The sequence below is a fragment of the Dyella thailandensis genome (assembly GCF_050749815.1).
Taxonomy (GTDB): domain Bacteria; phylum Pseudomonadota; class Gammaproteobacteria; order Xanthomonadales; family Rhodanobacteraceae; genus Dyella_A.
Genome location: NZ_CP192735.1, coordinates 1,939,924 through 1,963,727 on the forward strand (window position 1 = coordinate 1,939,924; position 23,804 = coordinate 1,963,727).

Below are 23,804 nucleotides of genomic sequence, written 5' to 3' on the forward strand. Positions count from 1 at the left end.
TGGCAGACAGGAGCGACCGACGACGGGAGGTTTTGCCATGCACGATGCCATGCAACTTTCGATGCCGTGGTGGACGTTCGCGCTGCGCGGCGCGCTGGTGTACATCGGCCTGCTTGCCCTGCTGAGGTTCACCGGCAAGCGCGGCCTGGGCGACATGTCGGCGTTCGACATTGTCGTGCTGGTGCTGGTGGGCGGCGTGCTGCGCACGGCGATCCTGGGCGACGACCACTCGCTGCTGGCGCCGGTGATCGGCACCCTGGGCATCCTCGCGATGCAGAAGATCATCGGCTGGGCCAGCGCCCGCTCGGCGCGCTTCAACCGGCTGGTGGAAGGCTGGCCCACGGTGCTGGTGCGCGATGGCCGGCGCGATCGCTCGAAGATGCGTCACCACGACATCTCCGACTCCGAGCTGGACCGCGCCCTGCACGAGGCGGGCCTGGAGGACGAGGCGACGATCGCGGTGGCGCGGCTGGAGCCGAACGGCAAGATCACGCTGATCCGGCGGGGGCGGGAGGCTGCCTGAAAAGCGGCCCCACGTGGTTGCGTGGGGCCGCCTCATGGCTGATGGCGCGCTGGGTGGTCAGCGCTTCTTCGTGGGTGCGCCCGGCGGTGGATCCATGCCGCCGGCGCCGCGACGACCGGAGCGCCCACCCGCGTCGTTCTGCTGCTTGCGCTCCTGGATGCGCACCTCGCGGTCGATCGCCGAGCCGCCACCCTGGGTGCCTTCGCTGGCATCGGTGCCGACGCCGATGGCTTCGGGAACGATGGTGTCCGCCGCCTCGTCGCGGTCGAAGCGCTGGTGCGGTTGCTGTTGGCCGGTGCCGCTGCGGCCGCCGACGCTGCCGGGTGGACGCGTGGCCTTGCTTGCGATGTCGTCGGTGGTGGAGGCGCCGTCTTTGCGATCGCCTCGCGGATGCTTGTCGGCCATGGGGCCTCCTGCGCGCGGTGATGGGGCGACCTATGCTCGGCCCGCGTGGGTTGGCCGGCCGTGCAGGGCTGGGGCCCGCGGCTACACGCAGGATTTACGGATGCCGGTCAGGCGCGCCCTGCCCTTGCCCGCCGCGCCGATCGCCCAAAAGAAAAGCCCCGCCGAGGCGGGGCTTTTCAGTGGCGTCGAGGACGACCGATCAGGCGAACGGGTCGTCCAGGATGATGGTGTCGTCGCGGTCGGCGCCGGTGGCGACGAGGGCGATGCGGCAGCCGGAGAGCTCTTCCAGCGAGCGCAGGTAGGCGCGAGCGGCGGGCGGCAGCTTGTCCCACTCGCGGATGCCGGCGGTGGATTCTTCCCAGCCCGGGAACTCCAGGTACACCGGCTTGCACTCGGCCCAGCCGTCGGCATCCAGCGGCGCCAGCTCGCGGCGCTTGCCGCGGTATTCGTAGGCGATGCAGACCTTGATGGTGGGCAGGCCGTCGAGCACGTCGAGCTTGGTGATGGCCAGGCCGTTGATGCCGTTGATCTGCACGGCGCGCTTGAGCGCCACGAGGTCGATCCAGCCGCAGCGGCGCGGACGGCCGGTGCTGGCGCCGAACTCGTTGCCGACCTTGCGCAGGCGCTCGCCCATCTCGTCGTTGAGCTCGGTGGGGAACGGGCCGCCGCCCACGCGGGTGGCGTAGGCCTTGCAGATGCCCAGCACGTAGTCGATGTCGCCCGCGCCCACGCCGGTGCCGGCGAGCGCGCCGCCGACGGTGGTGTTGCTGGAGGTGACGTACGGGTAGGTGCCGTGGTCGATGTCCAGCAGCGCGCCCTGCGCGCCTTCGAACAGGATGTTGCCGCCTTCCTTGCGCACGTCGTGCAGGATGGTGGCGACGTCGTCGACCATCGGGCGGATGAACTCGCTGTAGGTGAGCGCTTCGTCCAGCACGGTCTGGTAGTCCACCGGCTCGGCCTTGAGCCACTGGGTGAGGATGAAGTTGTGGTACTCCACGGCGGCCTTGATCTTCTCGGGCAGCTCGTGCGGGTACATCAGGTCGGCCACGCGGATGGAGCGACGGGCGACCTTGTCCTCATACGCCGGGCCGATGCCGCGGCCGGTGGTGCCGATGGCGCTCTTGCCGGCCTTGACCTCGCGCGCCTTATCCACCGCGATGTGGTACGGCATGATCAGCGGCGTGGCGGGGCTGATCTTCAGGCGCGGGCGCACGTTGACACCGTTGGCCTCCAACTCCTCGATCTCGCTCTTGAGCGCGGCGGGGCTCAGCACCACGCCGTTGCCGATCAGGCACAGCGCGTCGTCGCGCAGGATGCCCGAGGGGATCAGGTGGAGGACGGTCTTCTTGCCCTTGATCACCAGCGTGTGGCCGGCGTTGTGGCCGCCCTGGAAGCGCGCGACGGCGCCTACGCGTTCGGTCAGCAGGTCGACGATCTTGCCTTTGCCTTCGTCGCCCCACTGGGCTCCAAGAATGACTACGGACTTGCCCATGGCTTTGCTCTCGTGTGGCGCCCCGATCGGCGGGGCAGGAGGTACTGCGCGGGTGTTGCGGTGGCGCTGGCCGGCTGCATCCGTGCAACCGCCTCACGCCCGCGCGCGACGCACCCTCGGGCCGCAGGGCCAGAGCCGGCTGGAACGGGCCGATCGGCGGCCCGTTGGTGTGTCGCGTGCGTGTTGCCTCAGCGCTTTCCGGCGCTGGACTGGAAATACTGCAGGAACGGATCGTCCGGCTTGACGATGAGCGTGCTCTTGCCGTCGCCGAAGGCGTGACGATACGCCTCCATGGATCGGTAGAACGCGAAGAACTCCGGATCCTGGCCATACGCCTGGGCGTAGATCAGCGCGGCCTGGGCGTCGCCCTCGCCGCGGGTCTTGGCCGCGTCGCGCTCGGCGTTGGCGCGCAGCACCTGGCCTTGGCGGTCGGCGTCGGCGGTGATGGTGGTGGCCATCTGCTCGCCGGTGTAGCGCAGCTCGTTGGCCAGTTGCAGGCGCTCGGCCTTCATGCGCTTGTAGACCGAGTCGCTCACCTCGTCGGGCAGGTCGATGCGCTTGATGCGCACGTCCACTACCTGGATGCCGAGGTTCTTGCGCGCGGCGGCGTCGGTCTGCTCACGCACCTTGTCGGTGATGTCCTTGCGCCCGCCGGTGATCAGCTCCTGCAAGGTGCGGCCGTTGAACTCGAAGCGCAGGGCGTTCTTCACGATCGGGCTCAGGCGCTGCGCGGCCTGCAGTGGGTCGCCGCCGGTGGCGCGGTAGAAATCGGCGTTGTCGGCAATGCGCCACTTCACGTAGAAGTCGACGTTGACGCTCTTCTTCTCGGACGTGAAGTAGCGCTCCGGCTGGGCGTCCATGGTGAGGATGCGGTTGTCGAAGCGCATCACCTGCTGCACCAGCGGCAGCTTGAAATGCAGGCCGGGCTGGTCGCCGGTGCGCACGATGCGGCCGAACTGCAGCAGCAGGGCCGTCTGCCCCTCGCTGACTACGTACATGCTGCTCATGCCGAGCAGCGCCACCACGACGATGGCGACAAGGGCGGAGATCTTCATGGCTGCTTCTCCTGGCCGTTGGCGTCACCGGTGACGGACACCCCCGCGCTCACCGGCGCACTGGGCGCGGCACCCGGCAGGTTGATGATGTTGCGGCCGTTGGAGCCGTCGACCACCTTGGCGTTGCGGGCCATCACCTCTTCCATGGTTTCCAGCCACAGGCGCTGGCGGGTGACCGCCGGGGCGGCCTTGTATTCCTTCAGCAGCAGGTTGAAGCGCTCGGCGTCGCCGGTGGCACGGGCCACGCGCTCGGCCTTGTCGCCCTCGGCCTTGGCGACGATGCGCGAGGCTTCGCCGGTAGCCTGCGGGATCACCTGGTTGGCGTAGGCGTAGGCCTTGTTGACGGCGCTCTGCTTGTCTTCGCGGGCGGCGTTGACGTCGTCGAAGGCGGCCTTCACTTCGTCCGGCGGAGAGACGTTCTGGAAGCTCACGTCGGTGACCACGAGGCCGGCGTCGTAGCTGTCCAGCGTGCGCTGCAGCGCCTCGCGGGTCTGCTGCTGCAACGTGACGCGGTCCTGGTCACCGCTGGCCTTGCTGACCACCGGCGCCGGCGCGGGCTTGGCCACCGAGGCGGCGACGGCCGGGGCGGCGGCCGCGACCACGTCCTCGCCCGGGCTGGTGAGGATGTCGTCCATCGAATGGGCGCCGACCACCGAACGCACCGCGGCCTCGGCGGCCTGCTTGAGCGTGTCGTCCGGGTCGTTGGTGGAGAACAGGTACTTGCGGGGGTCCGACACCTGGTACTGCACGTTGAAGTTCACCGCGATGATGTTCTCGTCGCTGGTGAGCATGCGCACCTGGTCGACCATGGCGCGCACGCGGGTGGTCTCCACCTTGGATACGGTCTCGATGGGCGCCGGCAGCTTGAAGTGGAAACCCGGGCCGAGCGTGCGCGAGTAATGACCGAAGCGCAGCACCACGCCGTTCTGGCTGGTGTTGATGATGGTGTAGCTGCTCAACAGCATCCACGCGATCAGCAGCGCCAGCACGATGGTGACGATGCCGCCGCCACCGCCGCCGAGGCGGCCCAGGCGGTTGCGCAGGTTCTTCAGCAGCTGGTCGAGGTTGGGCGCCTTGCCGCCGCTGGGGCTTTTCTTGCCCCACGGATTGCGCTGCCCGTTGTCGCCGGGTTCGTTCCAGGCCATGGTCAGTCTCCTTGAGGCCGCTGGGAGGCCGGCAACAGCAGCCGGAACACAGGTGTGACGGGTTGGGTCATGACGTGCTTCGCGTGCAGGAACCGCAGGGATCGCCCCGCGCCGGCCGTGGGCACAAACAGGCGCGAGTTTACCAGAGGCTCCGCGGTGCTGCCGGTCACTCGACCGGCTGCGCGGTGCGTTCGAGCAGGTCGCGCAGCAGCGCGGCGTCGACGTCCTGGCCGCCGCTGAGCGGGGCGATCACGCTGCGGGGGGCGTCGATGTCCAGGTGCCAGCCGTCCTCGTCGACCCGCTCGCCGACGATGGCGCCGGCGGCCTTGAGCCTGGCGTGCAGCCGGCCGGCGGACAGCGGCAGGCTGAGCTCGGATTGCAGCCGCTCGCCGCCAAGCAGTTCGCCCAGCGCCTCGCGCAGCAGGTCCAGCCCGGCCCCGGTGGCGGCGGACAGCCACACCTGCGTCGGGCGGCCTTCGCCGTCGCGCACGATGCGCGGCTCGGCGCCGGCCAGGTCGATCTTGTTCATCACCTGCAACTGCGGCAGGTCGCCGGCGTCGATCTCCTCGAGCACGCCGTCGACCACCTGGCGCAGGCGCTCGCGATCCTCGTCGGCGGCATCGCACACGTGCAGCAGCAGGTCGGCGTCGCGCGCCTCGGCCAGGGTGCCGCGGAAGGCGGCGACCAGGTCGTGCGGCAGGTCGCGGATGAAGCCCACGGTGTCGGCGATCACCGCCGGGCCGCAGCTCAGGTCGTCAACCTTGCGCACGGTGGGATCGAGCGTGGCGAACAGCTGGTTGGCCGCGTACACGCCGCCGGTGGTGAGCGCATTGAACAGCGTGGACTTGCCGGCGTTGGTGTAACCCACCAGGGCCACCCGCGGCACCGTGTTGCGCAGGCGCGCGCGGCGCTGCTGGCCGCGCTGGGTCTGCACTTTTTCCAGCCGCTTGGTGAGCTGCTTGACGCGCTCGCCGAGCAGGCGGCGGTCGGTTTCCAGCTGGGTTTCGCCTGGGCCACGGTTGCCGATGGCACCGCCGCGCTGGGCGTCCAGGTGGGTCCAGCCGCGCACCAGCCGGGTGGCGATGTGCTTGAGCTGGGCCAGCTCCACTTCCAGCTTGCCTTCGTGCGAACGGGCGCGCTGGGCGAAGATGTCCAGGATCAGCCCGGCGCGATCGACCACGCGCACGCCCAGGTGCTTTTCCAGGTTGCGCTCCTGCACGGGGGTGAGCAGGTGATCGACCAGCACCACGTCGGCCTCGACCGCGCGCGCCATCTCGGCGACCTCGTCAGCCTTGCCGGTGCCGATGTAGAAGCGTGGGTTGGGTACTTCGACGCGGGCGGGAATGGCGCCGAGGATCTCGGCCCCGGCGGATTTCACCAGCTCGGCGAATTCCTCGCCGCGGCGCACGGCATCGCCTTCGCCGCGCGAATGCGGAAGCACGAGAAGCGCGCGGTCGCCTTTTTTCTGTCTGTCAAACACGGGTGCGGAAATGTCCTGCCGGGCAAACCCCTGTCATGGGGGCTTGCCCGCTGCGATCAAGCCGGTGCGCGCCCGTGCGGGAGCGGATCAGGCTTCGTGTTCGGCCGGCGCGGCCGAGGCTTCGCCGGGGCCGTCGTGGCCGTTGCCAACGCGCACGTTGCGGCTGGGCACCACGGTGGAGATGGCGTGCTTGTAGACCATCTGGCTGACCTGGTTGCGCAGCAGCACCACGAACTGGTCGAACGACTCCACCGTCCCCTGCAGCTTGATGCCGTTGACCAGGTAGATCGACACCGGGATGCGCTCCCGGCGTAGTGCGTTGAGAAATGGATCCTGCAAGGACTGTCCTTTGGACATTGTTCTATTACTCCCCCGTCAAAGCTGCGGTCCGGACAAAAAAGCGCGCCCGCTCCGGACCAAGTCCGCTCGATCTTAACCGCTTTTAAATCAGGGGCGAAAGCCGCCCGGGCACCCTCGTCACCGGACCGCGCCGGCCGTCACACCGGGCCGTCGGCCGGGGTGCCGAGGAACAGCTCCAGCGCGTCCACGGCCCGCCCGGCGAGATCCGCCCGTTCCGGGTCGAGCGAGCGGGCGTCCAGCTCGCTGCGCAGCCAGGTGATCTGGCGCTTGGCCAGCTGGCGGGTGGCGAAGATGCCGCGATCGCGCAGCTCGGCGGCATCGAACTCACCGTCCAGGTGCTGCCAGGCCTGGCGGTAGCCCACCGCGCGGATCGCCGGCAGGTCGGCGTGCAGATCGCCGCGGGCCTTGAGCGCGCGCACCTCGTCGAGGAAACCGGCGGCCAGCATGGCGTCGAAGCGCTCGGCGATGCGCGCGTGCAGCGGCGCCCGGTCGGCCGGCAGCAAGGCCAGCTTGAGCACCCGCCACGGGAACGGCTCGCGCGGCTGGCTGCCCTGCAGTTCGGAGATCGGCCGGCCGGTGAGCGCGATCACCTCCAGCGCGCGCTGGATGCGCTGGGCGTCGTTGGGGCCGATGCGGGCGGCGGCCACCGGGTCCTGCCCGGTGAGCCGGGCGTGCAGCTCGGGCCAGCCGATCTCCGCCGCTTCGGCGCCGATCTGCGTGCGCAGCTCGGCATCGGCTTCCGGTAGCGCGGACAGCCCCTGTTGCAGGGCGCGGAAATACAGCCCGGTGCCGCCGACCAGCAGCGGCACCCTGCCCGCCTCAGTGATCGCGCGCATCGCCTCGAGCGCGTCGGCGCGGAAGTCGGCGGCCGAGTAGGGCTCGGCCGGGTCGCGGATGTCGATCAGCGCGTGCGGGTAGCGCGCCAGGGTGGCTGCATCCGGCTTGGCGCTGCCGATGTCCAGCCCGCGGTAGACCAGCGCGGAATCGACGCTCACCAGATCCACCGCAAAGCGGTCGGCCAGCGCGCAGGCGAGCGCGGTCTTGCCCGAGGCGGTGGGGCCCATCAGGAAGATCGCGAGCGGTCGGGTGTCGATAGCCATCGGCAAAGTGTAGAGGGACAGCCGGATGGTCCGGCCACCCGATGCTGCGCTGCCGAAGCGGCCCGGCGGGTGCGGCCCGTATAATCGCCGGCTGATCCTGCGGCCTCCCCGCCGCATCACCCCTCGATGGATGCCCCCATGCCTCAGACGATGAAAGCCCTGGTCAAGCGCCACGCCGAACCCGGCATCTGGATGGAAGAAGTGCCGGTGCCCGAGGTCGGCCCGAACGAGGTGCTGATCAAGCTGGAGAAGACCGCGATCTGCGGCACCGACCTGCACATCTACAAGTGGGACGAGTGGAGCCAGCGCACGATCAAGCCGGGCCTGACCATCGGCCACGAGTTCGTCGGCCGCATCGTGGAGATGGGCCCGGGCGTCACCGGTTACAGCATCGGCGACCGCGTCTCGGCCGAAGGCCACATCGTCTGCGGCCACTGCCGCAACTGCCGCGCCGGCCGCCAGCACCTGTGCCCGAACACGGTGGGCATCGGCGTGAACCGCAACGGCGCGTTCGCCGAGTACATGACCATGCCGGCCTCCAACCTGTGGCCGATCCCCGACCAGATCCCGTCCGAGCTGGCCGCGTTCTTCGACCCGTACGGCAACGCCGCGCACTGCGCGCTGGAGTTCGACGTGATCGGCGAGGACGTGCTGATCACCGGCGCCGGCCCGATCGGCATCATCGCCGCCGGCATCGCCAAGCACGTGGGCGCGCGCAACGTGGTGGTCACCGACGTCAACGACTACCGCCTCAAGCTGGCCGCCGACATGGGCGCCACCCGCGTGGTCAACGTGGCCAACCAGTCGCTGCGCGACGTGGTGAAGGACCTGCACATCCAGGGCTTCGACGTGGGCCTGGAGATGAGCGGCAACCCGCGCGCGTTCAACGACATGCTCGAGGTGATGTACCACGGTGGCAAGATCGCGATGCTCGGCATCATGCCGCGCGGCGCCGGCATCGACTGGGACAAGGTGATCTTCAAGGGCCTCACCCTGCAGGGCATCTACGGCCGCAAGATGTACGAGACCTGGTACAAGATGACCCAGATGGTGCTCACCGGCTTCCCGCTGCAGAAGGTGCTCACCCACCAGATCGCCATCGACGACTTCCAGCGCGGCTTCGACCTGATGGACCAGGGCGTCTGCGGCAAGGTCGTCTGCAGCTGGAGCTGAGGCGAGCCGGCTGAAGGCCGGCCGATCCCGCGGGCGATTGCACCGCCCCCACCATGCGACGAGATGACGCCGGCGCCTGTGCGCCGGCGTCGCTTCTTCGTACACTGCCGCCGATCCGCAGGGGCCACGGATAGCACCGGCCAGCGACCATCCCGCCGGCCGGCCCACGACGTTTCGGGGAGTGCATTGCGATGCGCGTTCGTCGCCTTCTGGAAGATCCTCGCGCGGCCCGCGCCGTGGCCCACGCCCGGGCGTTGAGCCAATCGCATCGCGTTCGCCGCGGCCTGCTGATCACTGCGGCGCTGCTGGTGCTGTTCGGCCTGCTCGGCTTCTTCGCCGCGCCGCCGATTCTGCGCGGACAGATCGAGAAGCGCGCCAGTGCGGCGCTGTCCCGCCCGGTGACGCTGGGCAAGGTGCACTTCAACCCGTTCACCCTGCGCCTGCAGCTGGACCGCCTGCACATCGGCGGGCGCGACGGCAAGGCCGCCTTCGTCGACGTGGACGAGGCGGTGATCAACGCCTCGTGGACCTCGCTGTTCCGCATGGCGCCGGTGCTCGACGCGCTGCGGCTGGATCATCCGCAGATTCACTTGGCGCGTAGCGCGGACGGTCGCTTCAACTTCTCCGACCTGATCGACCGCTACGCCGCCAAGCCGGGCGCCCCGCCCTCGCCGCCCGCGCGCTTCGCGCTGGCGAACATCCAGGTGCACAACGGCGACCTGCGCTTCGACGACCAGCCCACCCGGGCCAGCCACCGCGTCGACCAACTGGAGGTGGGCATCCCATTCCTGGCCAACCTGCCCAGCGACACCGACATCTACGTGCAGCCACTGCTGGCGATGCGAGTGGACGGCAGCCCGCTGCGCATCGACGGGCAGACCAAGCCGTTCGCGGACTCGCGCGAATCGACCATGCACTTCCAGGTCGACCGGCTGGACCTGCCGCGCTACCTCGCCTACGTGCCGCCGTCCGCGCTGCCGGTGGCGATCCCGAAGGGCCTGCTGAGCGGCGTGCTGGACCTGCACTTCGTGCAGAGCCAGCAGAGCCAGCCGACCCCGCAACTCAAGCTCACCGGCCACCTGCAACTGGACAGCTTCGCGCTGGCGACACGCCAGGGCGCGCCGATCCTCGACCTGGGTCACGGCGGCGCGCAGCTGGTGGACGTGCAGCCGCTGCTCTCGCGCTACCACCTGGGCACGTTGGTGCTGGACCGCGCCGCGCTGAGCTACCGGCAGAACGCCGACGGCCACAGCAACTTCGACGCGCTGACCGCCGACACGCCCACACCTGCTGGCCAACCACCGGCTGCACCCACCGACCTGCGCATCGATGGGCTGTTCCTCACCGACAGCGCGGTGCGCTACACCAACGCCACGCGGCAGACGCTGGATCTCACCCGCGTGCGCGGGGCGCTGCACGGCCTGAGTCTGTTGAAGGCACCCGCCGGCACGCTGAACCTGGCCGCAGCGCTCGGTGGCGGCGACATTACGGCGCGGGGCACGCTGGACCTGGCGGCCGGCCAGCTTAAGGCCGCGCTCGGCCTGAAGCAGGTGGCGGTGGCGCCGCTGCAAGCAGTCGCCGCGCCCGACCTGCGCGCGCCGGTCACCCAGGGACGGCTCGATGCCGGCGGCCAGCTCGCGCTGGACTGGGGCAAGACGGTCAACCTGCACCTGAGCGACGCGCACGCCACGGTGCGCGATTTCGCGCTCGCCCCGCAACAGAAGGAACACGGTCCGGCGATGGCGTGGAGCCGGCTCGACGCGGCGATCCCGCTGTTCGACCTGGCCAGTCGCCAGGTGCAGCTGGGCGACGTCACCCTGCACCGCCCCGCGCTGGACATCGAGCGCGCTCGCAACGGCACGCTGAGCCTGATGGAACTGCTGCCGGGAGCGCCGGCCACATCGAAGGGTGACCCATCCCCCGTCACTCCCTGGCACTGGCAACTGGGCCGCCTCGCGCTGGACGACGGCAGTATGGATTTCACCGACCTCGCCGCCGGCACCCGCCCGGTGTCCACCCAGATCACGGCGATGAAGGGCCACCTGGACGGCCTCAGCGACAAGCTCGGCGAGGCGCGCCCATTCGCGCTCGCCGGCACGATCGACCGCGGCAGTTTCGACGCCAGCGGAACGCTGCGCCCCGATCCGCTGCGCCCCGATCCGCTGGGCGCCGAGCTGAAGCTGAGCACGCGCAACCTGGACATCGCCCGCTTCGTGCCCTATCTCAGCGTGCCGCTGAACGTGACCATCGCCAGCGCCCGCCTGACCAGCGATGGCCAGCTGCGCTACGACGCCCGCAGCCGCACGCCCTCGCTGCGCTACCAGGGCAACACCGCGCTGGAACGGGTGCGCGTGCAGGACAAGCTCACCGGCGACGACTTCCTGCGCTGGCGCACGCTCACCGCCTCGCGACTGGACGCCGAAATCGGGACGGACGCACCGCGGGTGGACGTCGGCGCGCTGGTACTCACCTCGTTCTACGCCCGCGTGATCATCAACGCGGATGGACGGCTGAACCTGTCCGACGTGGTGGCCTCGCCGGCGTCCGCGCCGGTGTCGGTAACCCGCACCGAAGGCAGCGTGCCGGCCCCGGCGGCCAGCGCACCCACGCCGCCACCGGCCGCCTCGACCGCGGTGGCGCAAGTGCCCGCCGCGGCGACCGGCGCCGCACCGGCGGCCGAGATCCACCTCGGCGGCATCACCCTGGTGAACGGCCAGCTCAACTACACCGACAATTTCATCAAGCCCAACTACACCGCCAACCTCACCAAGCTCACCGGCAAGATCGGCGCCTTCGGCACCCAGCCGGGCGATCCACCGGCGGAACTGGCCGTGCAGGCCGCGCTGGACGAGAACTCGCCGGTGGACATCAGCGGCACCATCAACCCGCTGCAGCCGGTGGCCTTCCTGGACATCAAGGGCAAGGCCGACGCGGTGGAACTGACCGGGCTGGCGGGCTACTCGCGCAAGTACGCCGGCTACCCGATCACCTCCGGCAAGCTCAACGTGGACGTCCATTACCAGCTCGACCAGCGCAAGCTGGAGGCCGACAACCACATCTTCATCAGCCAGCTCACCTTCGGCGAGCGCGACACCAGCCCCGGCGCGAAGCACCTCCCGGTAAAGCTGGCGGTGGCGCTGCTGAAGGACACCGAGGGAAACATCGACGTGAACCTGCCGGTGTCTGGCTCGCTGGACGATCCGCAGTTCAGCGTGGGCGGGCTAGTCTGGCGGGCGCTGGGAAACCTGATCGCCAAGGCGGTGACCGCACCGTTCCGCCTGCTCGGCGCGGCCTTCGGCGGCCCCGGTGCCGACCTCGGCTACGTCGAGTTCGCGCAAGGCTCGGCGATCCTCGACGCCAAGGCGCAGGAGCGGCTGGGCAAGCTGGTGGCGATCCTCCAGAAGAAGTCGTCGCTGAAGCTGGACATCATCGGTCGGGTCGACCCCACCAAGGACCGCGATGGCCTGCGCAAGGTCACCGTGGAGAACCTTATCCGCCGCGAGCTGGTGCTGGACGAGAAGGGCAAGGACGCCGACGTGTCCGATGCCGCCCTCGCCGCCGTGCGGGTGACGCCGGACCAGGTCGAGAAGTATCTCAAGCGGGCCTACAAGCACGACGACATCCCGAACAAGCCGCGCAACTTCCTCGGCCTGAAGAAGTCGCTGGACCCGGACGAGATGCGCGGCCTGATGGAAGCCAACGTGGCGGTGGACGAGCCGGCGATGCGAGCACTGGCCAAGCGCCGCGCCGATGCCGTGCGCAGCTGGCTCACCGGCAAGCTCGATGCCGCCCGCTACGACGAGAAGCCGGTGCTGCTCGATGCCAAGGGCATCGACGACAAGGGCAAGACCACCCGGGTGGACTTCGGCCTGCACCAGTAGCGTCGGCCAACGGCGGGGCTTCCTTCACAGCCCCGCCGCGAGGGGCGACAATAGCGTTTTGCCCTCGCACAAGGTCCCCGCCATGAGCTACCCCGGCCAGTCCCGTTTCGCCGCCGAACTCGCCTCCATCCGCGAGCAGGGCCTGTTCAAGGCCGAGCGCATCATCGTCTCGCCGCAGTCGGCCGAGATCGAGCTGGAAGGCGGGCGCAAGGTGCTCAACTTCTGCGCCAACAACTATCTCGGCCTGGCCGACCATCCGGACGTGATCGCCGCCGCTAAGGAGGCGCTGGACACCCACGGCTTCGGCATGGCGTCGGTGCGTTTCATCTGCGGCACGCAGGATCTGCACAAGCAGCTGGAAGTCAAGATCGCCGAGTTCTTCGGCACCGAGGACACCATCCTCTACGCCGCCTGCTTTGACGCCAACGGCGGCCTGTATGAGCCGCTGCTGGGCGAGGAGGACGCGGTGATCTCCGACGCGCTCAACCACGCCTCGATCATCGACGGCATCCGCCTGTGCAAGGCCAAGCGCTTCCGCTACGCCAACTGCGACATGGCCGACCTGGAGGCCCAGCTGCAGGCCGCCGACGCCGCCGGCGCCAAGATCAAACTGATCACCACCGACGGCGCGTTCTCGATGGACGGCTTCATCGCCCCGCTGGACCAGATCACCGCGCTGGCCGAGAAGTACAACGCGATGGTGCACATCGACGAATGCCACTGCACCGGCTTCCTCGGCGCCACCGGCCGCGGCGCGGCCGAAGTCAACGGCGTGATGGACAAGATCGACATCTTCACCGGCACCCTGGGCAAGGCGCTCGGCGGCGCGCTGGGCGGCTTCACCACCGGCCCGAAGGAAGTGATCGAACTGCTGCGCCAGCGCTCGCGCCCGTACCTGTTTTCCAACTCGCTGCCGCCGCACGTGGTGGCCGCGGCGATCAAGGTGTTCGACATGCTCGAAAGCGCCGGCGAGCTGCGCGCCAAGGTGCAGGAGAACACCGCCTACTTCCGCGAACGCATGACCGCCGCCGGCTTCGACATCAAGCCGGGCGTGCACCCGATCGTGCCGGTGATGATCTACGACGCGCCGAAGGCGCAGGCGATGGCGAGCGCCCTGCTGGAGGAAGGCATCTACGTCACCGGCTTCTTCTTCCCGGTGGTGCCGCAGGGCCAGGCGCGCATCCGCACCCAGATGAGCGCGGCGCATACTCGTGAGCATCTGGATCGCGCGATCGATGCGTTCACCCGCATCGGCAAACGGCTCGGCGTGATCGGCTGAGGCGGGGGTGCCTCCCGCTGAGGGAGGAAGCTTAAGCAAGAGGCTTCGCGCTGAAGGGAAGCCCAAGCTTCGCTCCCTCTCCCCTGAACAGCTTCATCGTTCGGGGGAGAGGGCTGGGGTGAGGGGGCCGCTCTTGCCTTACCTACGCCGCACCTCACCGACAAACACCCCAAGCCCAAAGCGCCCCCTCACCCAACCCTCTCCCCCGAGCCGGCTCGGAGGAGAGGGCTTTAAGCGCGGAGCCGCGCGCTAGCGGGGAGCTCGCGCTTCGCTCCCTGTCTCTTGAACAGCTTCTCCGTTCGGGGGGAGAGGGCTGGGGTGAGGGGCGGCTCTTGCCTTACCTACGCCGCACCTCACCGACAAACACCAGAAGCCCAAAGCGCCCCCCCTCACCCAACCCTCTCCCCCGAGCAGGCTCGGAGGAGAGGGCTTTGAGCGCGGAGCCACACGCTAGCGGGGAGCCCGCGCTTCGCTCCCTCTCCCTTGAACAGCTTCATCGTTCGGGGGAGAGGGCTGGGGTGAGGGGGGCTTTTGCCTTGCACGCGGCGTCTCTGATCACGAACGGCCACCCGACAACACCCTTCTCCGCTCAATCAACCACGTCGCAAAGCGTGCACCTCGTCGGGAGTGAGGTGTCGCCATTGCCCCTTGGGCAATTCGCCCAGGAGCAGCGAGCCGATGGCCACGCGGATCAAGCGCAGCACGCCGATGTCGTGCGCCGCCAGTAGTCGGCGGATGTGCCGGTTGCGGCCTTCGTCCAGAACCACTTCCAGCCAGGCGTTCTTCTCGCCTTCGCGCAGCACGTTGACCGCTACCGCGCCCAACCGCTCGCCGGCATCGAGCACACCGGCACGCAGCTTCGCCAACAGGGCGTCATCCGGGCGGAGGTCGATCTGCACGTGGTAGGTCTTGTCGACGTGGTGCTTCGGTTCGGTCAGACCGGCCGCCCACACGGTGTCGTTGCTCAGCAGCAGCAGGCCTTCGCTGGCGCGATCGAGTCGACCCACCGGCCCCAGCCAGGGCAAGCCGGCGTCCTTGATCAGATGGTAGACCGTGTCGCGGCCGCGCTCGTCCGCGGCGCTCACCACGATGCCGCGCGGCTTGTTCAGCGCGATGTAGACAGGCGCTGCCGCCCGAACGCTCGCTCCATCCAGGGCAATCACCTCGCGTGCCGGATCGGTCGGGCGCTCCGGATCGAGCACGCGCCTACCGTCGACGCTTACCCGCCCGTCCCGCACCGCCTGCTCGGCCTGGCTGCGCGAGCACACCCCGAGCTTGCTCAGCACCCGCGCCAGACCGTGGCGCGGAGTGGTCGGGGGCGTCGCCGGGCGGCGGGGAGATCGGGTCATCCGCCCAGCGTAGCCAGCGCGGCCTCCGTGCGGCAACCGTCGGCGGTCGCCATTCGCCGGTGACGGCCTGGCGACGATGCAGGAAGCGCTGCATCCATCGTGGGCCGCCAGCCGTATCTGCAGCCACTACCGTCGCGGGCTTTGCGAAGAACGTCACCCATGAAAACCGGCCATGCAGAACCGCACGTCGTCAAACGCATGCTCACCGGGCTGGTGCGCTGGTTCGACACCAGCGCGCAGGACGCCGTCGGCGACGATGACGATCGTATCGATTGGGCGCGGGTGCTTCCCTTTATCGGCATGCACCTGGCCTGCCTGGGCGTGTTCTGGGTCGGCTTTTCCTGGTTCGCGTTCTGGGTGGCGCTGGGGCTGTACGCGCTGCGCATGTTCGCGGTGACCGCGTTCTACCACCGGTATTTTTCGCATCGTGCATTCAAGGCGTCGCGGCCGGTGCAGTTCGCATTCGCAGTGGTCGGCGCGGCCGCCGTGCAGCGCGGCCCGCTGTGGTGGGCGGCACACCATCGCAACCACCATCGCCACGCCGACACCCCGGCCGACGTGCATTCGCCCGTGCAGCACGGGTTCCTGCACAGCCACATGGGCTGGTTCCTGAGCCGCGCCGGCTTCCGCACCGACTGGGCGAAGATCCCGGACCTGGTGAAGTTTCCTGAGCTGCGCCTGCTCGACCGCTTCGACCTGCTGGTGCCGGTGGCGCTGGCGGTGGGCCTGTTCTTCCTGGGCCGCTGGCTGGGCGTGGCGCATCCGGAGCTCGGCACCAACGGGCCGCAGCTGCTGGTGTGGGGCTTCTTCATCTCCACCATCGTGCTGTTCCACGTGACGGTGACGATCAACTCGCTGGCCCACCGCTTTGGCAGCCGCCGCTTCGAGACGCGCGACAACAGCCGCAACAACTGGCTGCTGGCGATCCTCACGTTCGGCGAGGGCTGGCACAACAATCACCACCACTTCCCCGGCTCGGCGCGGCAGGGCTTCCGCTGGTGGGAGGTGGACATCACCTTCTACATCCTGCGCGCCATGGCCCTGGTTGGGCTGGTGCGCGAACTGAAGGCCGTGCCCGCCGGCCTCAAACGCCGCGATCGCTGAGGAACGTCATGCGCATTGCAGTCATCGGCGGCGGTATCTCGGGCATGGCTTCGGCGTGGTTGTTGTCGCGCGAGCATCAGGTGGACCTGTACGAAGCCAACGCCTACATCGGCGGCCACACGCATACCCACGACGTCAGCTCGAACGGCCGCCCCTACGCGGTGGACAGCGGCTTCATCGTGTTCAATCCGGACAACTACCCGCTGCTGAGCCGGCTATTCGCCGAGCTCGGCGTGGACTCGCAGCCCACCACCATGAGCTTCGCCGTGCACGACGAGGCGAGCGGCTTCGAGTACGGCACCACCACCGTCGATGCGCTGTTCTGCCAGCGCCGCAACCTGCTCTCGCCGGCCTTCTACGGCATGGTGCGCGACCTCACCCGGTTCTACCGCGAGTCGCCGGCGCTGCTGCAAACCGCTGACGCCGGCCCGACGCTGGGCGACTACCTGCGCGAGCACCGCTACGGTGCGATGTTCCGCGACCGCCATATCGTGCCGATGGCCTCTGCGCTGTGGTCCTCGCCCAGCGACAAGGTGCTCGATTTCCCCGCGCGCTATCTCGTGCAGTTCATGGCCAACCACCACATGCTGCAGATCGAGGGCCGGCCGCAGTGGCGCGTGGTGCGCGGCGGCTCCACCCGCTACGTCGACGCCCTGCGCAAGCGCTGGAACGTGACCGAACGCATCGCCTGTCCCGTGCATGAAGTGCACCGCCACGCCGACGGTGTGGAGGTGGTGAGCCTGCTCGGCAGCGAGCGCTACGACCAGGTGGTGCTGGCCTGCCACAGCGACGAGGCGCTGGCGATGCTCGCCGCCCCCACGGCTGCGGAAAGCGAGGTGCTTGGCGCGATCCGCTACCAGGAAAACGACACCGTGCTGCACACCGACACGCGCCTGCTGCCGCATCGGCGCAAGGCGTGGTCGGCGTGGAACGTGCTGATCCCCGCCTCGCCCACCGAAGCCTGCACGGTGACCTACTGCATGAACCTGCTGCAGTCGCTGGATGCGCAGGACACCTTCTGCGTGTCGCTCAACTGCACCGACCGGATCGACCCGGACAAGATCCTGCGCCGCATGCGCTATGCGCACCCCGAATACAGCCACGCCTCTGTCGCCGCGCAGCAGCGCAAGGGCGAGATCCAGGGCAAGGACCGCATCTGGTACGCCGGCGCCTACTGGGGCTGGGGTTTCCACGAGGACGGCATGCGCAGCGCGGTGGAAGTGACCCGCGCGCTAGGAGTGCAGTGGTGACCTCGGCCCTGCGCCAACCGGTGGTCGCCCCGTCACCGGCTTCCGGGATCGTCCGCGAGGACGCCGAAGCCGCATACGCAGCGCAACCTCTGGCGAGCGCCATCTACGAAGGCTGGGTGCGCCATCGGCGCCATGCGCCGCGCGCCCATGCGTTCCGCTACCGCATGGTGATGCTGTACCTGGATCTGGCCGAGCTGCCCACGCTGTTCGCACGGCGCTGGCTGTGGTCGAGCGATCGCCGCAACGTGGCCGAGTTCCGCCGCAGCGACTACCTCGGCCCGGTGGAGCTTCCGCTGGACGAAGCCGTGCGCCGACGTGTGGCCGAACACACCGGCACGCGCCCGACCGGCCCGATCCGTCTGCTCACCCACCTGCGCTACGGCGGCCATGTGTTCAACCCGGTGAGCTTCTACTACTGCTACGCCGCGGACGGCCGCACGCTGGAAACCATCGTCGCCGAGATCACCAACACGCCGTGGAAGGAGCGCCATGCCTACGTGCTGCCGCTCGCCGAGGGCCGCACGCGCGGCACGGTGGCGGCCTGGGCGTTCGACAAGACCTTCCACGTGTCGCCCTTCATGCCGATGGCGCGTCGCTACGACTGGCGCTTCAGCATCCCGGGCGACGTGTTGCGCGTACATATGAATGTGCTCGACGGCGACCGTCGCGACTTCGACGCCACGCTGGTGCTGGAACGCCGGCCGCTGGACGGCGCCGGGCTGGCCCGCGTGCTGTGGCGCTACCCGCTGATGACGCTACAGGTGGTGTGGGCGATCCACTGGCAGGCCCTGAAGCTGTGGCTCACGCGCAACCCTGTTTACGACCATCCCAAGCATCACGAGAACTGACCCCATGGATATCGAACTGAGCACCGCCGCCGAGGAGATGCCGGCCATCGCCACGCAGCCGGGCAGTCTTGAGCGCCTGCTGCGCGGCCGCCTGCTGGCGCAGATGGGCCAGCTCAAGGGCTGCCGCCTCACGCTGGACGACGCGGTCGATTCGGTGGAACTGGGCACACCGATCGACGGCGAAGAACCGCTGCGCGTGCACCTGCGCGTGCTCGATCCGCGCTTCTACCGGCTGGTGGCCGCCAACGGCAGCGTGGGCGCCGGCGAGGCCTACATCGAAGGCATGTGGCACTGCGACGACCTGGTGGCGCTGATCCGCATCATGGTGCGCAACCGCGACCTGCTCGACGGCATGGAAAGCGGCCTCGCCCGCCTCGGCGGACTGGCGATGAAAGCGTGGCACGCGCTCAACCGCAACACGCGCTCGGGCAGCCGGCGCAACATCGCGGCGCACTACGACCTGGGCAACAACCTGTTCGGCCTGTTCCTGTCGAAGGACCTGATGTACTCCTCGGCGATCTACGCCGACGAGAGCGAGTCGCTGGAGACCGCCTCCACCCGCAAGCTCGACCGCATCTGCCAGAAGCTGGACCTGTCGCCCGCCGACCACGTACTGGAGATCGGCACCGGCTGGGGCGGCTTCGCCATCCATGCCGCCCGGCATTACGGCTGCCGCGTCACCACCACCACCATTTCGCGCGAGCAGTTCGACTTGGCCACCCAGCGCGTGGCCGAGGCCGGGCTGGGCGACCGGATCGAGATCCTGCTCAACGACTACCGCGACCTCACCGGCCGCTACGACAAGCTGGTGTCGATCGAGATGATCGAGGCAATCGGCGCCGAATTCATGCCGACCTACTTCGGCGCCATCTCGCGCCTGCTCAAGCACGACGGCATGGCGCTGATCCAGGCCATCACCATCGAGGATCATCGCTACGAGCAGGCGCTGAAGTCGGTGGACTACATCAAGCGCTACATCTTCCCGGGCAGCTTCATCCCGTCGGTGAGCGCGATGCTCGGTGCCGCCGGTCATTCCAGCGACCTGCGCCTGTTCCACCTCGAGGACATCGGCCCGAGTTACGCGCTGACTCTCAAGGCGTGGCGCGAGCGCTTACTGGGCCGCCGCAGCGAGGTCATGCAGGCCGGCTACGACGAGCGCTTCATCCGCATGTGGGAGTTCTATCTCGCCTACTGCGAGGGCGGCTTCCGCGAGCGCTCGATCGGCAACGTGCAGATGCTGCTGACGCGCCCGGGTTGCCGCCGCGCCTCGTACCTGCCCGACCTGCCCTCTTCGGCGGCGGCCTGACGGTGTGCCGATGAAAGTCTGGGCCAACGCCATCGGCTACCAGCTGGTCTGGTTTGCCGCCGTGTGGGGTGCGGCCACCGGCTACTGGTGGTTGGCGCCGCTGGCGCTGGTTCCGTTTGCCGCCTGGTACCTGAGCCGGCCGGACGGGCGCATCGACGCGTGGCTGATGCCGGTGGCGGTGCTTATCGGCATCGCGCTGGATTCCACGCTCGCGGCCAGCGACCTGGTGGCGTACGCGTCGGCCGTGCCGTTACCGAACGCGGCGCCGGTGTGGATCATTGCGATCTGGGCGGCGTTCTCGCTGACCCTGCGGCACAGCTTTCGCTTCCTGCATGGCCGGCTGCCGCTGGCGGCCGCGCTGGGCGCAGTCGGCGCACCACTGGCCTATCTCGGCGCTGCGCGAGGTTGGCACGCCGTGGCCTTTCCGCGAGGCAGCACGCCGGCAGTGATCGCGCTGGGCGCCGGCTGGCTCATTGCGATGCCGACACTCATTGCGATAGCGCAGCGTTTCGAGCGCCGGCGCACCACTTCTTCGACAGGGAATCCCGTGCATGTGGCATGACGTCTGGTGGCAAATCTTAACCGTGTGGCTGGTCACCGCTGCGGCCATGACGGCAGGCTGGTTCGTGCAGTACCGCACGCGCAACGCCACGTTGGTGGATGCGATCTGGACCGCGACGATGGGGCTGAGCGCGGTGTTCTATGCCGCCGTCGGCTCGGGATCGCCGGCCCTGCGTGGGCTGCTGGCGCTGCTCGGCGGGCTGTGGGCGCTGCGGCTGTTCCTGCACCTGCTGCACCGTATCCGCACCGAGGACGAGGACGGCCGTTACCGGTACTTACGCCAGCACTGGCGGGACAACCAGGCGAAGTTCTTCGGCTTCTTCCAGGCGCAGGCGCTGTTCACCGCGATCTTCTCGCTGCCCTTTCTCGCCGTGGCGGCAAACCCGGGCGACGGCACGGCCTCGTTGATGATCCTTGGCACGCTGGTATGGCTCGGCAGCCTGTATGGCGAATCGATCGCCGACCGCCAACTGGCACGCTTCCGCGAAGATCCGGCCAATCGCGGCCGTACGTGCCGCGCGGGCCTGTGGCGCTATTCGCGACACCCGAACTACTTCTTCGAATGGACGCACTGGTTCGCCTATGTGTTGCTGGCGTGGGGCTCACCGCTGGCCTGGCTAGCGTGGCTGGGGCCGGTGCTGATGCTGGTGTCGCTGTATCGCGTGACCGGCATTCCGTTCACCGAGGCGCAGGCGCTGCGCAGCCGCGGCGATGACTATCGCCGCTACCAGCGCGCCACCAGCCCCTTCATCCCGTGGTTCCCGAAAGCTGAGGATCGACCCCATGACTGACACTCTCGCCTTGAACGCCGACGCCATCGAGCAGACCGAGGAGCGGGGGCTGACGCGCCTGGCCGAGCGCGGACTGATCCCGGACAGCTTGTTGCGGCTGGGCATCCGCCGGCTGTGCGCGCAGCGCCTGCGCGAGGAGCGCGCGGGCGGAGCGGAAGCCACCTGGCAGCGCTTTCGCGACCAGCTCCAGCAGCTGCGCCAGAGCCCGCTGGCCCTCCACACCGATGCGGCCAATCGCCAGCATTACGAGTTGCCGCCGCGCTTCTTCGAACTGTGCCTGGGCGAGCGTCTGAAGTATTCGAGCTGCTACTACCCGCTTGGCAGCGAAACGCTCGACGAGGCCGAAGAAAAGATGCTCGCGCTTTACAGCGAGCGCGCCGAGCTGGTCGACGGACAGCAGATTCTCGAGCTCGGCTGCGGCTGGGGTTCGCTCACGCTGTGGATGGCCGAGCACTATCCCGCCTCCCTCATCACCGCCGTCTCCAACTCACGCCCGCAACGCGAACACATCGAGGCTCGCTGCCGCGAGCGCGGGCTGCACAACGTGCGAGTGATTACCGAGGACGTGAATCGGCTCGAGCTCGATCCGGCGCAGTTCGATCGCGTGGTGTCGGTAGAGATGTTCGAACACGTGCGCAATTACCAGATGCTGCTGCAGCGCATCTCCGGTTGGTTGCGCCCTGGCGGCAAGCTTTTCGTACACATCTTCTGCCACCGCGAACTGATGTACCCGTTCGAGACCGAGCGCGACGACGACTGGATGGGCCGCCACTTCTTCACCGGCGGCCTGATGCCGGCGGCGGATACCTTCATGCATTTCCAACAGCACATGGTGATCGAACAGCAGTGGCGCCTGTCCGGCACCCACTACGAAAAGACCTCCAACCACTGGCTGGCCAACCAGGACGCTCACCGCGAGGAAATCCTCAAGGTACTGGCGGGCACCTACGGCGAGCAGGCCGCGAATCTTTGGCACCAGCGCTGGCGCATGTTCTGGATGGCCTGCGCGGAGCTGTTCGGTTTCGATGACGGCAACGAGTGGTTGGTCGGGCATTACCGGTTCCAGCGCCGCTCCGACTGATCGAATCGCCCCGCTAAGACGAGAAAAGCCCGGCTTGCCCGGGCTTTTTCTTGCGATGTCGTTAAGAGACCCCAGCTGCCTTGCCGTAGCCATCTTCAAGGCCGTGCGTTGAGGTCACGCCGGGGATCTTATGCCGCGGTGGCGGAGCATGAGGCGGGAGCCAAAAGAAAAAGCCCGGCAGATGCCGGGCTTCTTCATGGGTACGACAGAGGTTCTTACTGCTGAACCTGCAGCTCCGTGCGACGGTTGCGGGCGCGACCGGCATCCGTGTCGTTCGTGTCGACCGGATCGTTCTCGCCGTGGCCGATCGGACCTTCCAGGCGGCTCGCGTCGATACCATGCGCCGTCAGGTAGTCGTACACGATCTGCGCGCGACGCTCCGACAGGCTCTGGTTGTACGCATCCGTACCCTTCGAGTCGGTGTAACCGGCCACCGTCACCTTCACCTGCGGGTAGCGCTGCAGCGTGTCCACCGCCTGATCCAGGATCGCGATCGAGTCCGCGGTCGGCTCGGCCAGCGCCTTGCCGATCTCGTCCGCCTTCACGTGACCCTTCTTCGGGTAGTCGAACTTGAAGTTCACACCACGCAGGTCGATCACCACCTTCTGCGGGCAACCGTCCGGACCGACGATCGTGCCTGCCGGCGTCGCCGGGCACTTGTCGTCACAGTCGTTCACCTGGTCACCGTCACTGTCCAGCGTCGAGCAGTCCGGGGCGGCCGGAGCCGGCGCAGCGGCCGGAGCCGGGGGAGCCGGCGGCGCGCCGAAGCGCGACACGATGCTGAAGCCCAGGAACCAGTCACCGTAGCCATCCTGCGCCGGCTGGCTCTTGTTGTCCCAGTCGTAGCGGTAGCCGGTCTCGATGCGCACGTCCGAGCTGTCGGTGATCGTCTTGGACACGCCCACACCCAGCTCAGCCGCCGGCGAGAAGCCCTGGTCGCCACGGTTGTGGTGGTTGCTGCCCATCACGCCGGCCAGCAGGTACGGACGCCAGGCGTTCCAGTCACCGCTGTAGAAACGAGCGGCTACGCCGAAGCTGTTGTTCGACCAGTTACCGCCGCCCACCGCCGAATCCACGTCACGCTTGGTGCGGTCGGCAAAAATGTCGATCGAGGCATTCGGCGAAATGAAGCGGCCCACGCCCAGACCGTAGTAAATCTGACGGCTGTTCGTGTTGCGGTCGGTGTCGTTGTAATAGCCACCGATGGTCGGGGCGATATACCAGCGGTCATCGTAGCTCGACGAGCTCATGCTCGGCGCGCTGTCCGCCGGCGCCGGTGCCGCGTCCTGCGCGTGAACGGCACCCACGCCGCCCAGGGCCAAAGCAATCAGAAAATACAAGCCCTTACGTTTCATCAGGTGTCTCCTTTGATTATTGGTTTTCGCGTCCATTCCACATCAGACGGAAATCGCGCGTCAGAACAAAACTCAAACAGATAGGGCCTTGCGGCCCTTTGCTTGACCTTCCTGCCGCAAGCGCGAGGAAGTGTATCAAAACCGTTAAATAGTGGAATGCAGTTCACATTGGCTCGACACACGCTGGTGAGGCCTTGTTCAGGAACCGCGCTATCCCCCTTCGGCTTATTCCGAAAAAGAAGAAGCCCGGCAGATGCCGGGCTTCT

General features: G+C 68.3%; 20 protein-coding genes. 11 read left to right on the forward strand and 9 right to left on the reverse strand.

The genetic code is table 11. The features are described 5' to 3' along the window. Positions 1-37: 37 nt before the first annotated feature. On the forward strand, positions 38-523 hold the full coding sequence (locus ACQVBX_RS09035; protein WP_431638038.1) for a DUF421 domain-containing protein: 486 nt from the start codon (positions 38-40) through the stop codon (positions 521-523). A gap of 57 nt (positions 524-580) precedes the next feature. On the opposite strand, the gene ACQVBX_RS09040 is transcribed toward ACQVBX_RS09035, so the two are convergent. The 7 genes from ACQVBX_RS09040 to miaA form a co-directional block, all read right to left on the reverse strand. After that, complete coding sequence (locus ACQVBX_RS09040; protein WP_431638039.1) at positions 581-928, reverse strand: hypothetical protein; 348 nt, start codon at positions 926-928, stop codon at positions 581-583. A 199-nt stretch (positions 929-1,127) separates the two neighbouring features. Then, positions 1,128-2,420 carry an adenylosuccinate synthase gene (locus tag ACQVBX_RS09045; protein ID WP_431638040.1) on the reverse strand — a complete coding sequence of 431 codons (1,293 nt, stop codon included), beginning with the start codon at positions 2,418-2,420 and terminating at the stop codon, positions 1,128-1,130. A 188-nt stretch (positions 2,421-2,608) separates the two neighbouring features. Then, positions 2,609-3,475, reverse strand: coding sequence for a protease modulator HflC (gene hflC, locus ACQVBX_RS09050; protein ID WP_431638041.1), 867 nt, complete (start codon positions 3,473-3,475; stop codon positions 2,609-2,611). Further along, positions 3,472-4,620, reverse strand: a complete 1,149-nt coding sequence (gene hflK / locus ACQVBX_RS09055) for an FtsH protease activity modulator HflK (protein ID WP_431638042.1) — start codon at positions 4,618-4,620, stop codon at positions 3,472-3,474. The genes hflC and hflK overlap by 4 nt, the downstream gene beginning before the upstream one ends. A 166-nt stretch (positions 4,621-4,786) precedes the next feature. Further along, positions 4,787-6,100, reverse strand: a complete 1,314-nt coding sequence (hflX, locus tag ACQVBX_RS09060) for a ribosome rescue GTPase HflX (RefSeq protein ID WP_431638043.1) — start codon at positions 6,098-6,100, stop codon at positions 4,787-4,789. A gap of 87 nt (positions 6,101-6,187) precedes the next feature. Next, on the reverse strand, positions 6,188-6,457 hold the full coding sequence (hfq, locus tag ACQVBX_RS09065; protein WP_431638044.1) for an RNA chaperone Hfq: 270 nt from the start codon (positions 6,455-6,457) through the stop codon (positions 6,188-6,190). 140 nt (positions 6,458-6,597) lie between these two features. Next, entirely contained in the window at positions 6,598-7,560 is a 963-nt protein-coding gene (miaA, locus tag ACQVBX_RS09070) for a tRNA (adenosine(37)-N6)-dimethylallyltransferase MiaA (RefSeq protein ID WP_431638045.1), read from the reverse strand. Positions 7,561-7,698: 138 nt separating this feature from the next. Between miaA and tdh the strand changes: the two genes are divergently transcribed. The 3 genes from tdh to kbl all read left to right on the forward strand — a co-directional run bounded on the left by tdh (position 7,699) and on the right by kbl (position 13,893). Continuing rightward, the gene (gene tdh, locus ACQVBX_RS09075; protein WP_431638046.1) at positions 7,699-8,733 is read left to right on the forward strand and encodes an L-threonine 3-dehydrogenase; all 1,035 of its coding nucleotides are present in this window, start codon (positions 7,699-7,701) and stop codon (positions 8,731-8,733) included. 191 nt (positions 8,734-8,924) lie between these two features. After that, entirely contained in the window at positions 8,925-12,614 is a 3,690-nt protein-coding gene (locus tag ACQVBX_RS09080) for a DUF748 domain-containing protein (protein ID WP_431638047.1), read from the forward strand. Between the two features lie 82 nt (positions 12,615-12,696). Further along, positions 12,697-13,893, forward strand: a complete 1,197-nt coding sequence (kbl, locus tag ACQVBX_RS09085) for a glycine C-acetyltransferase (RefSeq protein WP_431638049.1) — start codon at positions 12,697-12,699, stop codon at positions 13,891-13,893. A gap of 593 nt (positions 13,894-14,486) precedes the next feature. On the opposite strand, the gene ACQVBX_RS09090 is transcribed toward kbl, so the two are convergent. Beyond that, positions 14,487-15,320 carry a pseudouridine synthase gene (locus ACQVBX_RS09090; RefSeq protein ID WP_431638144.1) on the reverse strand — a complete coding sequence of 278 codons (834 nt, stop codon included), beginning with the start codon at positions 15,318-15,320 and terminating at the stop codon, positions 14,487-14,489. An 81-nt stretch (positions 15,321-15,401) separates the two neighbouring features. On the opposite strand from ACQVBX_RS09090, the gene ACQVBX_RS09095 reads away from it, so the two are divergent. The 7 genes from ACQVBX_RS09095 to ACQVBX_RS09125 are packed head-to-tail and all read left to right on the forward strand — an operon-like array spanning position 15,402 to position 22,183. Then, entirely contained in the window at positions 15,402-16,346 is a 945-nt protein-coding gene (locus ACQVBX_RS09095) for an acyl-CoA desaturase (protein WP_431638050.1), read from the forward strand. Positions 16,347-16,354: 8 nt separating this feature from the next. After that, positions 16,355-17,596 (forward strand): NAD(P)/FAD-dependent oxidoreductase, encoded by a 1,242-nt coding sequence (locus ACQVBX_RS09100; protein ID WP_431638051.1) that lies wholly within the window; start codon positions 16,355-16,357, stop codon positions 17,594-17,596. Then, complete coding sequence (locus ACQVBX_RS09105; RefSeq protein ID WP_431638052.1) at positions 17,590-18,444, forward strand: DUF1365 domain-containing protein; 855 nt, start codon at positions 17,590-17,592, stop codon at positions 18,442-18,444. The genes ACQVBX_RS09100 and ACQVBX_RS09105 overlap by 7 nt, the downstream gene beginning before the upstream one ends. Positions 18,445-18,481: 37 nt before the next feature. Next, on the forward strand, positions 18,482-19,750 hold the full coding sequence (locus ACQVBX_RS09110; RefSeq protein ID WP_431638145.1) for a class I SAM-dependent methyltransferase: 1,269 nt from the start codon (positions 18,482-18,484) through the stop codon (positions 19,748-19,750). Between the two features lie 10 nt (positions 19,751-19,760). Next, positions 19,761-20,312 carry a DUF2878 domain-containing protein gene (locus ACQVBX_RS09115; RefSeq protein ID WP_431638054.1) on the forward strand — a complete coding sequence of 184 codons (552 nt, stop codon included), beginning with the start codon at positions 19,761-19,763 and terminating at the stop codon, positions 20,310-20,312. Beyond that, positions 20,302-21,102 carry a DUF1295 domain-containing protein gene (locus tag ACQVBX_RS09120; RefSeq protein WP_431638055.1) on the forward strand — a complete coding sequence of 267 codons (801 nt, stop codon included), beginning with the start codon at positions 20,302-20,304 and terminating at the stop codon, positions 21,100-21,102. Before ACQVBX_RS09115 ends, ACQVBX_RS09120 begins: the two co-directional genes overlap by 11 nt. Then, a complete protein-coding gene (locus ACQVBX_RS09125) occupies positions 21,095-22,183 on the forward strand; it encodes an SAM-dependent methyltransferase (RefSeq protein ID WP_431638057.1) in 1,089 nt (362 codons plus the stop codon). The genes ACQVBX_RS09120 and ACQVBX_RS09125 overlap by 8 nt, the downstream gene beginning before the upstream one ends. A 215-nt stretch (positions 22,184-22,398) precedes the next feature. Here the strand turns inward: ACQVBX_RS09125 and ACQVBX_RS09130 are convergent, their stop codons facing one another. Continuing rightward, positions 22,399-23,538: an OmpA family protein gene (locus ACQVBX_RS09130; protein ID WP_431638058.1), complete on the reverse strand. Its 1,140-nt coding sequence runs from the start codon at positions 23,536-23,538 to the stop codon at positions 22,399-22,401. Positions 23,539-23,804 lie beyond the last annotated feature (266 nt).

Coding starts and splice junctions, on each gene's coding strand:
- hflC (WP_431638041.1), bottom strand. CDS start 3,475: ATGAAGATCTCCGCCCTTGTCGCCATCGTCGTGGTGGCGCTGCTCGGC.
- hflK (WP_431638042.1), bottom strand. CDS start 4,620: ATGGCCTGGAACGAACCCGGCGACAACGGGCAGCGCAATCCGTGGGGC.
- ACQVBX_RS09120 (WP_431638055.1), top strand. CDS start 20,302: ATGTGGCATGACGTCTGGTGGCAAATCTTAACCGTGTGGCTGGTCACC.
- ACQVBX_RS09110 (WP_431638145.1), top strand. CDS start 18,482: ATGCCGGCCATCGCCACGCAGCCGGGCAGTCTTGAGCGCCTGCTGCGC.
- ACQVBX_RS09045 (WP_431638040.1), bottom strand. CDS start 2,420: ATGGGCAAGTCCGTAGTCATTCTTGGAGCCCAGTGGGGCGACGAAGGC.
- hfq (WP_431638044.1), bottom strand. CDS start 6,457: ATGTCCAAAGGACAGTCCTTGCAGGATCCATTTCTCAACGCACTACGC.
- ACQVBX_RS09080 (WP_431638047.1), top strand. CDS start 8,925: ATGCGCGTTCGTCGCCTTCTGGAAGATCCTCGCGCGGCCCGCGCCGTG.
- ACQVBX_RS09100 (WP_431638051.1), top strand. CDS start 16,355: ATGCGCATTGCAGTCATCGGCGGCGGTATCTCGGGCATGGCTTCGGCG.
- ACQVBX_RS09035 (WP_431638038.1), top strand. CDS start 38: ATGCACGATGCCATGCAACTTTCGATGCCGTGGTGGACGTTCGCGCTG.
- ACQVBX_RS09040 (WP_431638039.1), bottom strand. CDS start 928: ATGGCCGACAAGCATCCGCGAGGCGATCGCAAAGACGGCGCCTCCACC.
- tdh (WP_431638046.1), top strand. CDS start 7,699: ATGCCTCAGACGATGAAAGCCCTGGTCAAGCGCCACGCCGAACCCGGC.
- ACQVBX_RS09130 (WP_431638058.1), bottom strand. CDS start 23,538: ATGAAACGTAAGGGCTTGTATTTTCTGATTGCTTTGGCCCTGGGCGGC.
- kbl (WP_431638049.1), top strand. CDS start 12,697: ATGAGCTACCCCGGCCAGTCCCGTTTCGCCGCCGAACTCGCCTCCATC.
- ACQVBX_RS09125 (WP_431638057.1), top strand. CDS start 21,095: ATGACTGACACTCTCGCCTTGAACGCCGACGCCATCGAGCAGACCGAG.
- ACQVBX_RS09095 (WP_431638050.1), top strand. CDS start 15,402: ATGAAAACCGGCCATGCAGAACCGCACGTCGTCAAACGCATGCTCACC.
- miaA (WP_431638045.1), bottom strand. CDS start 7,560: ATGGCTATCGACACCCGACCGCTCGCGATCTTCCTGATGGGCCCCACC.
- ACQVBX_RS09115 (WP_431638054.1), top strand. CDS start 19,761: ATGAAAGTCTGGGCCAACGCCATCGGCTACCAGCTGGTCTGGTTTGCC.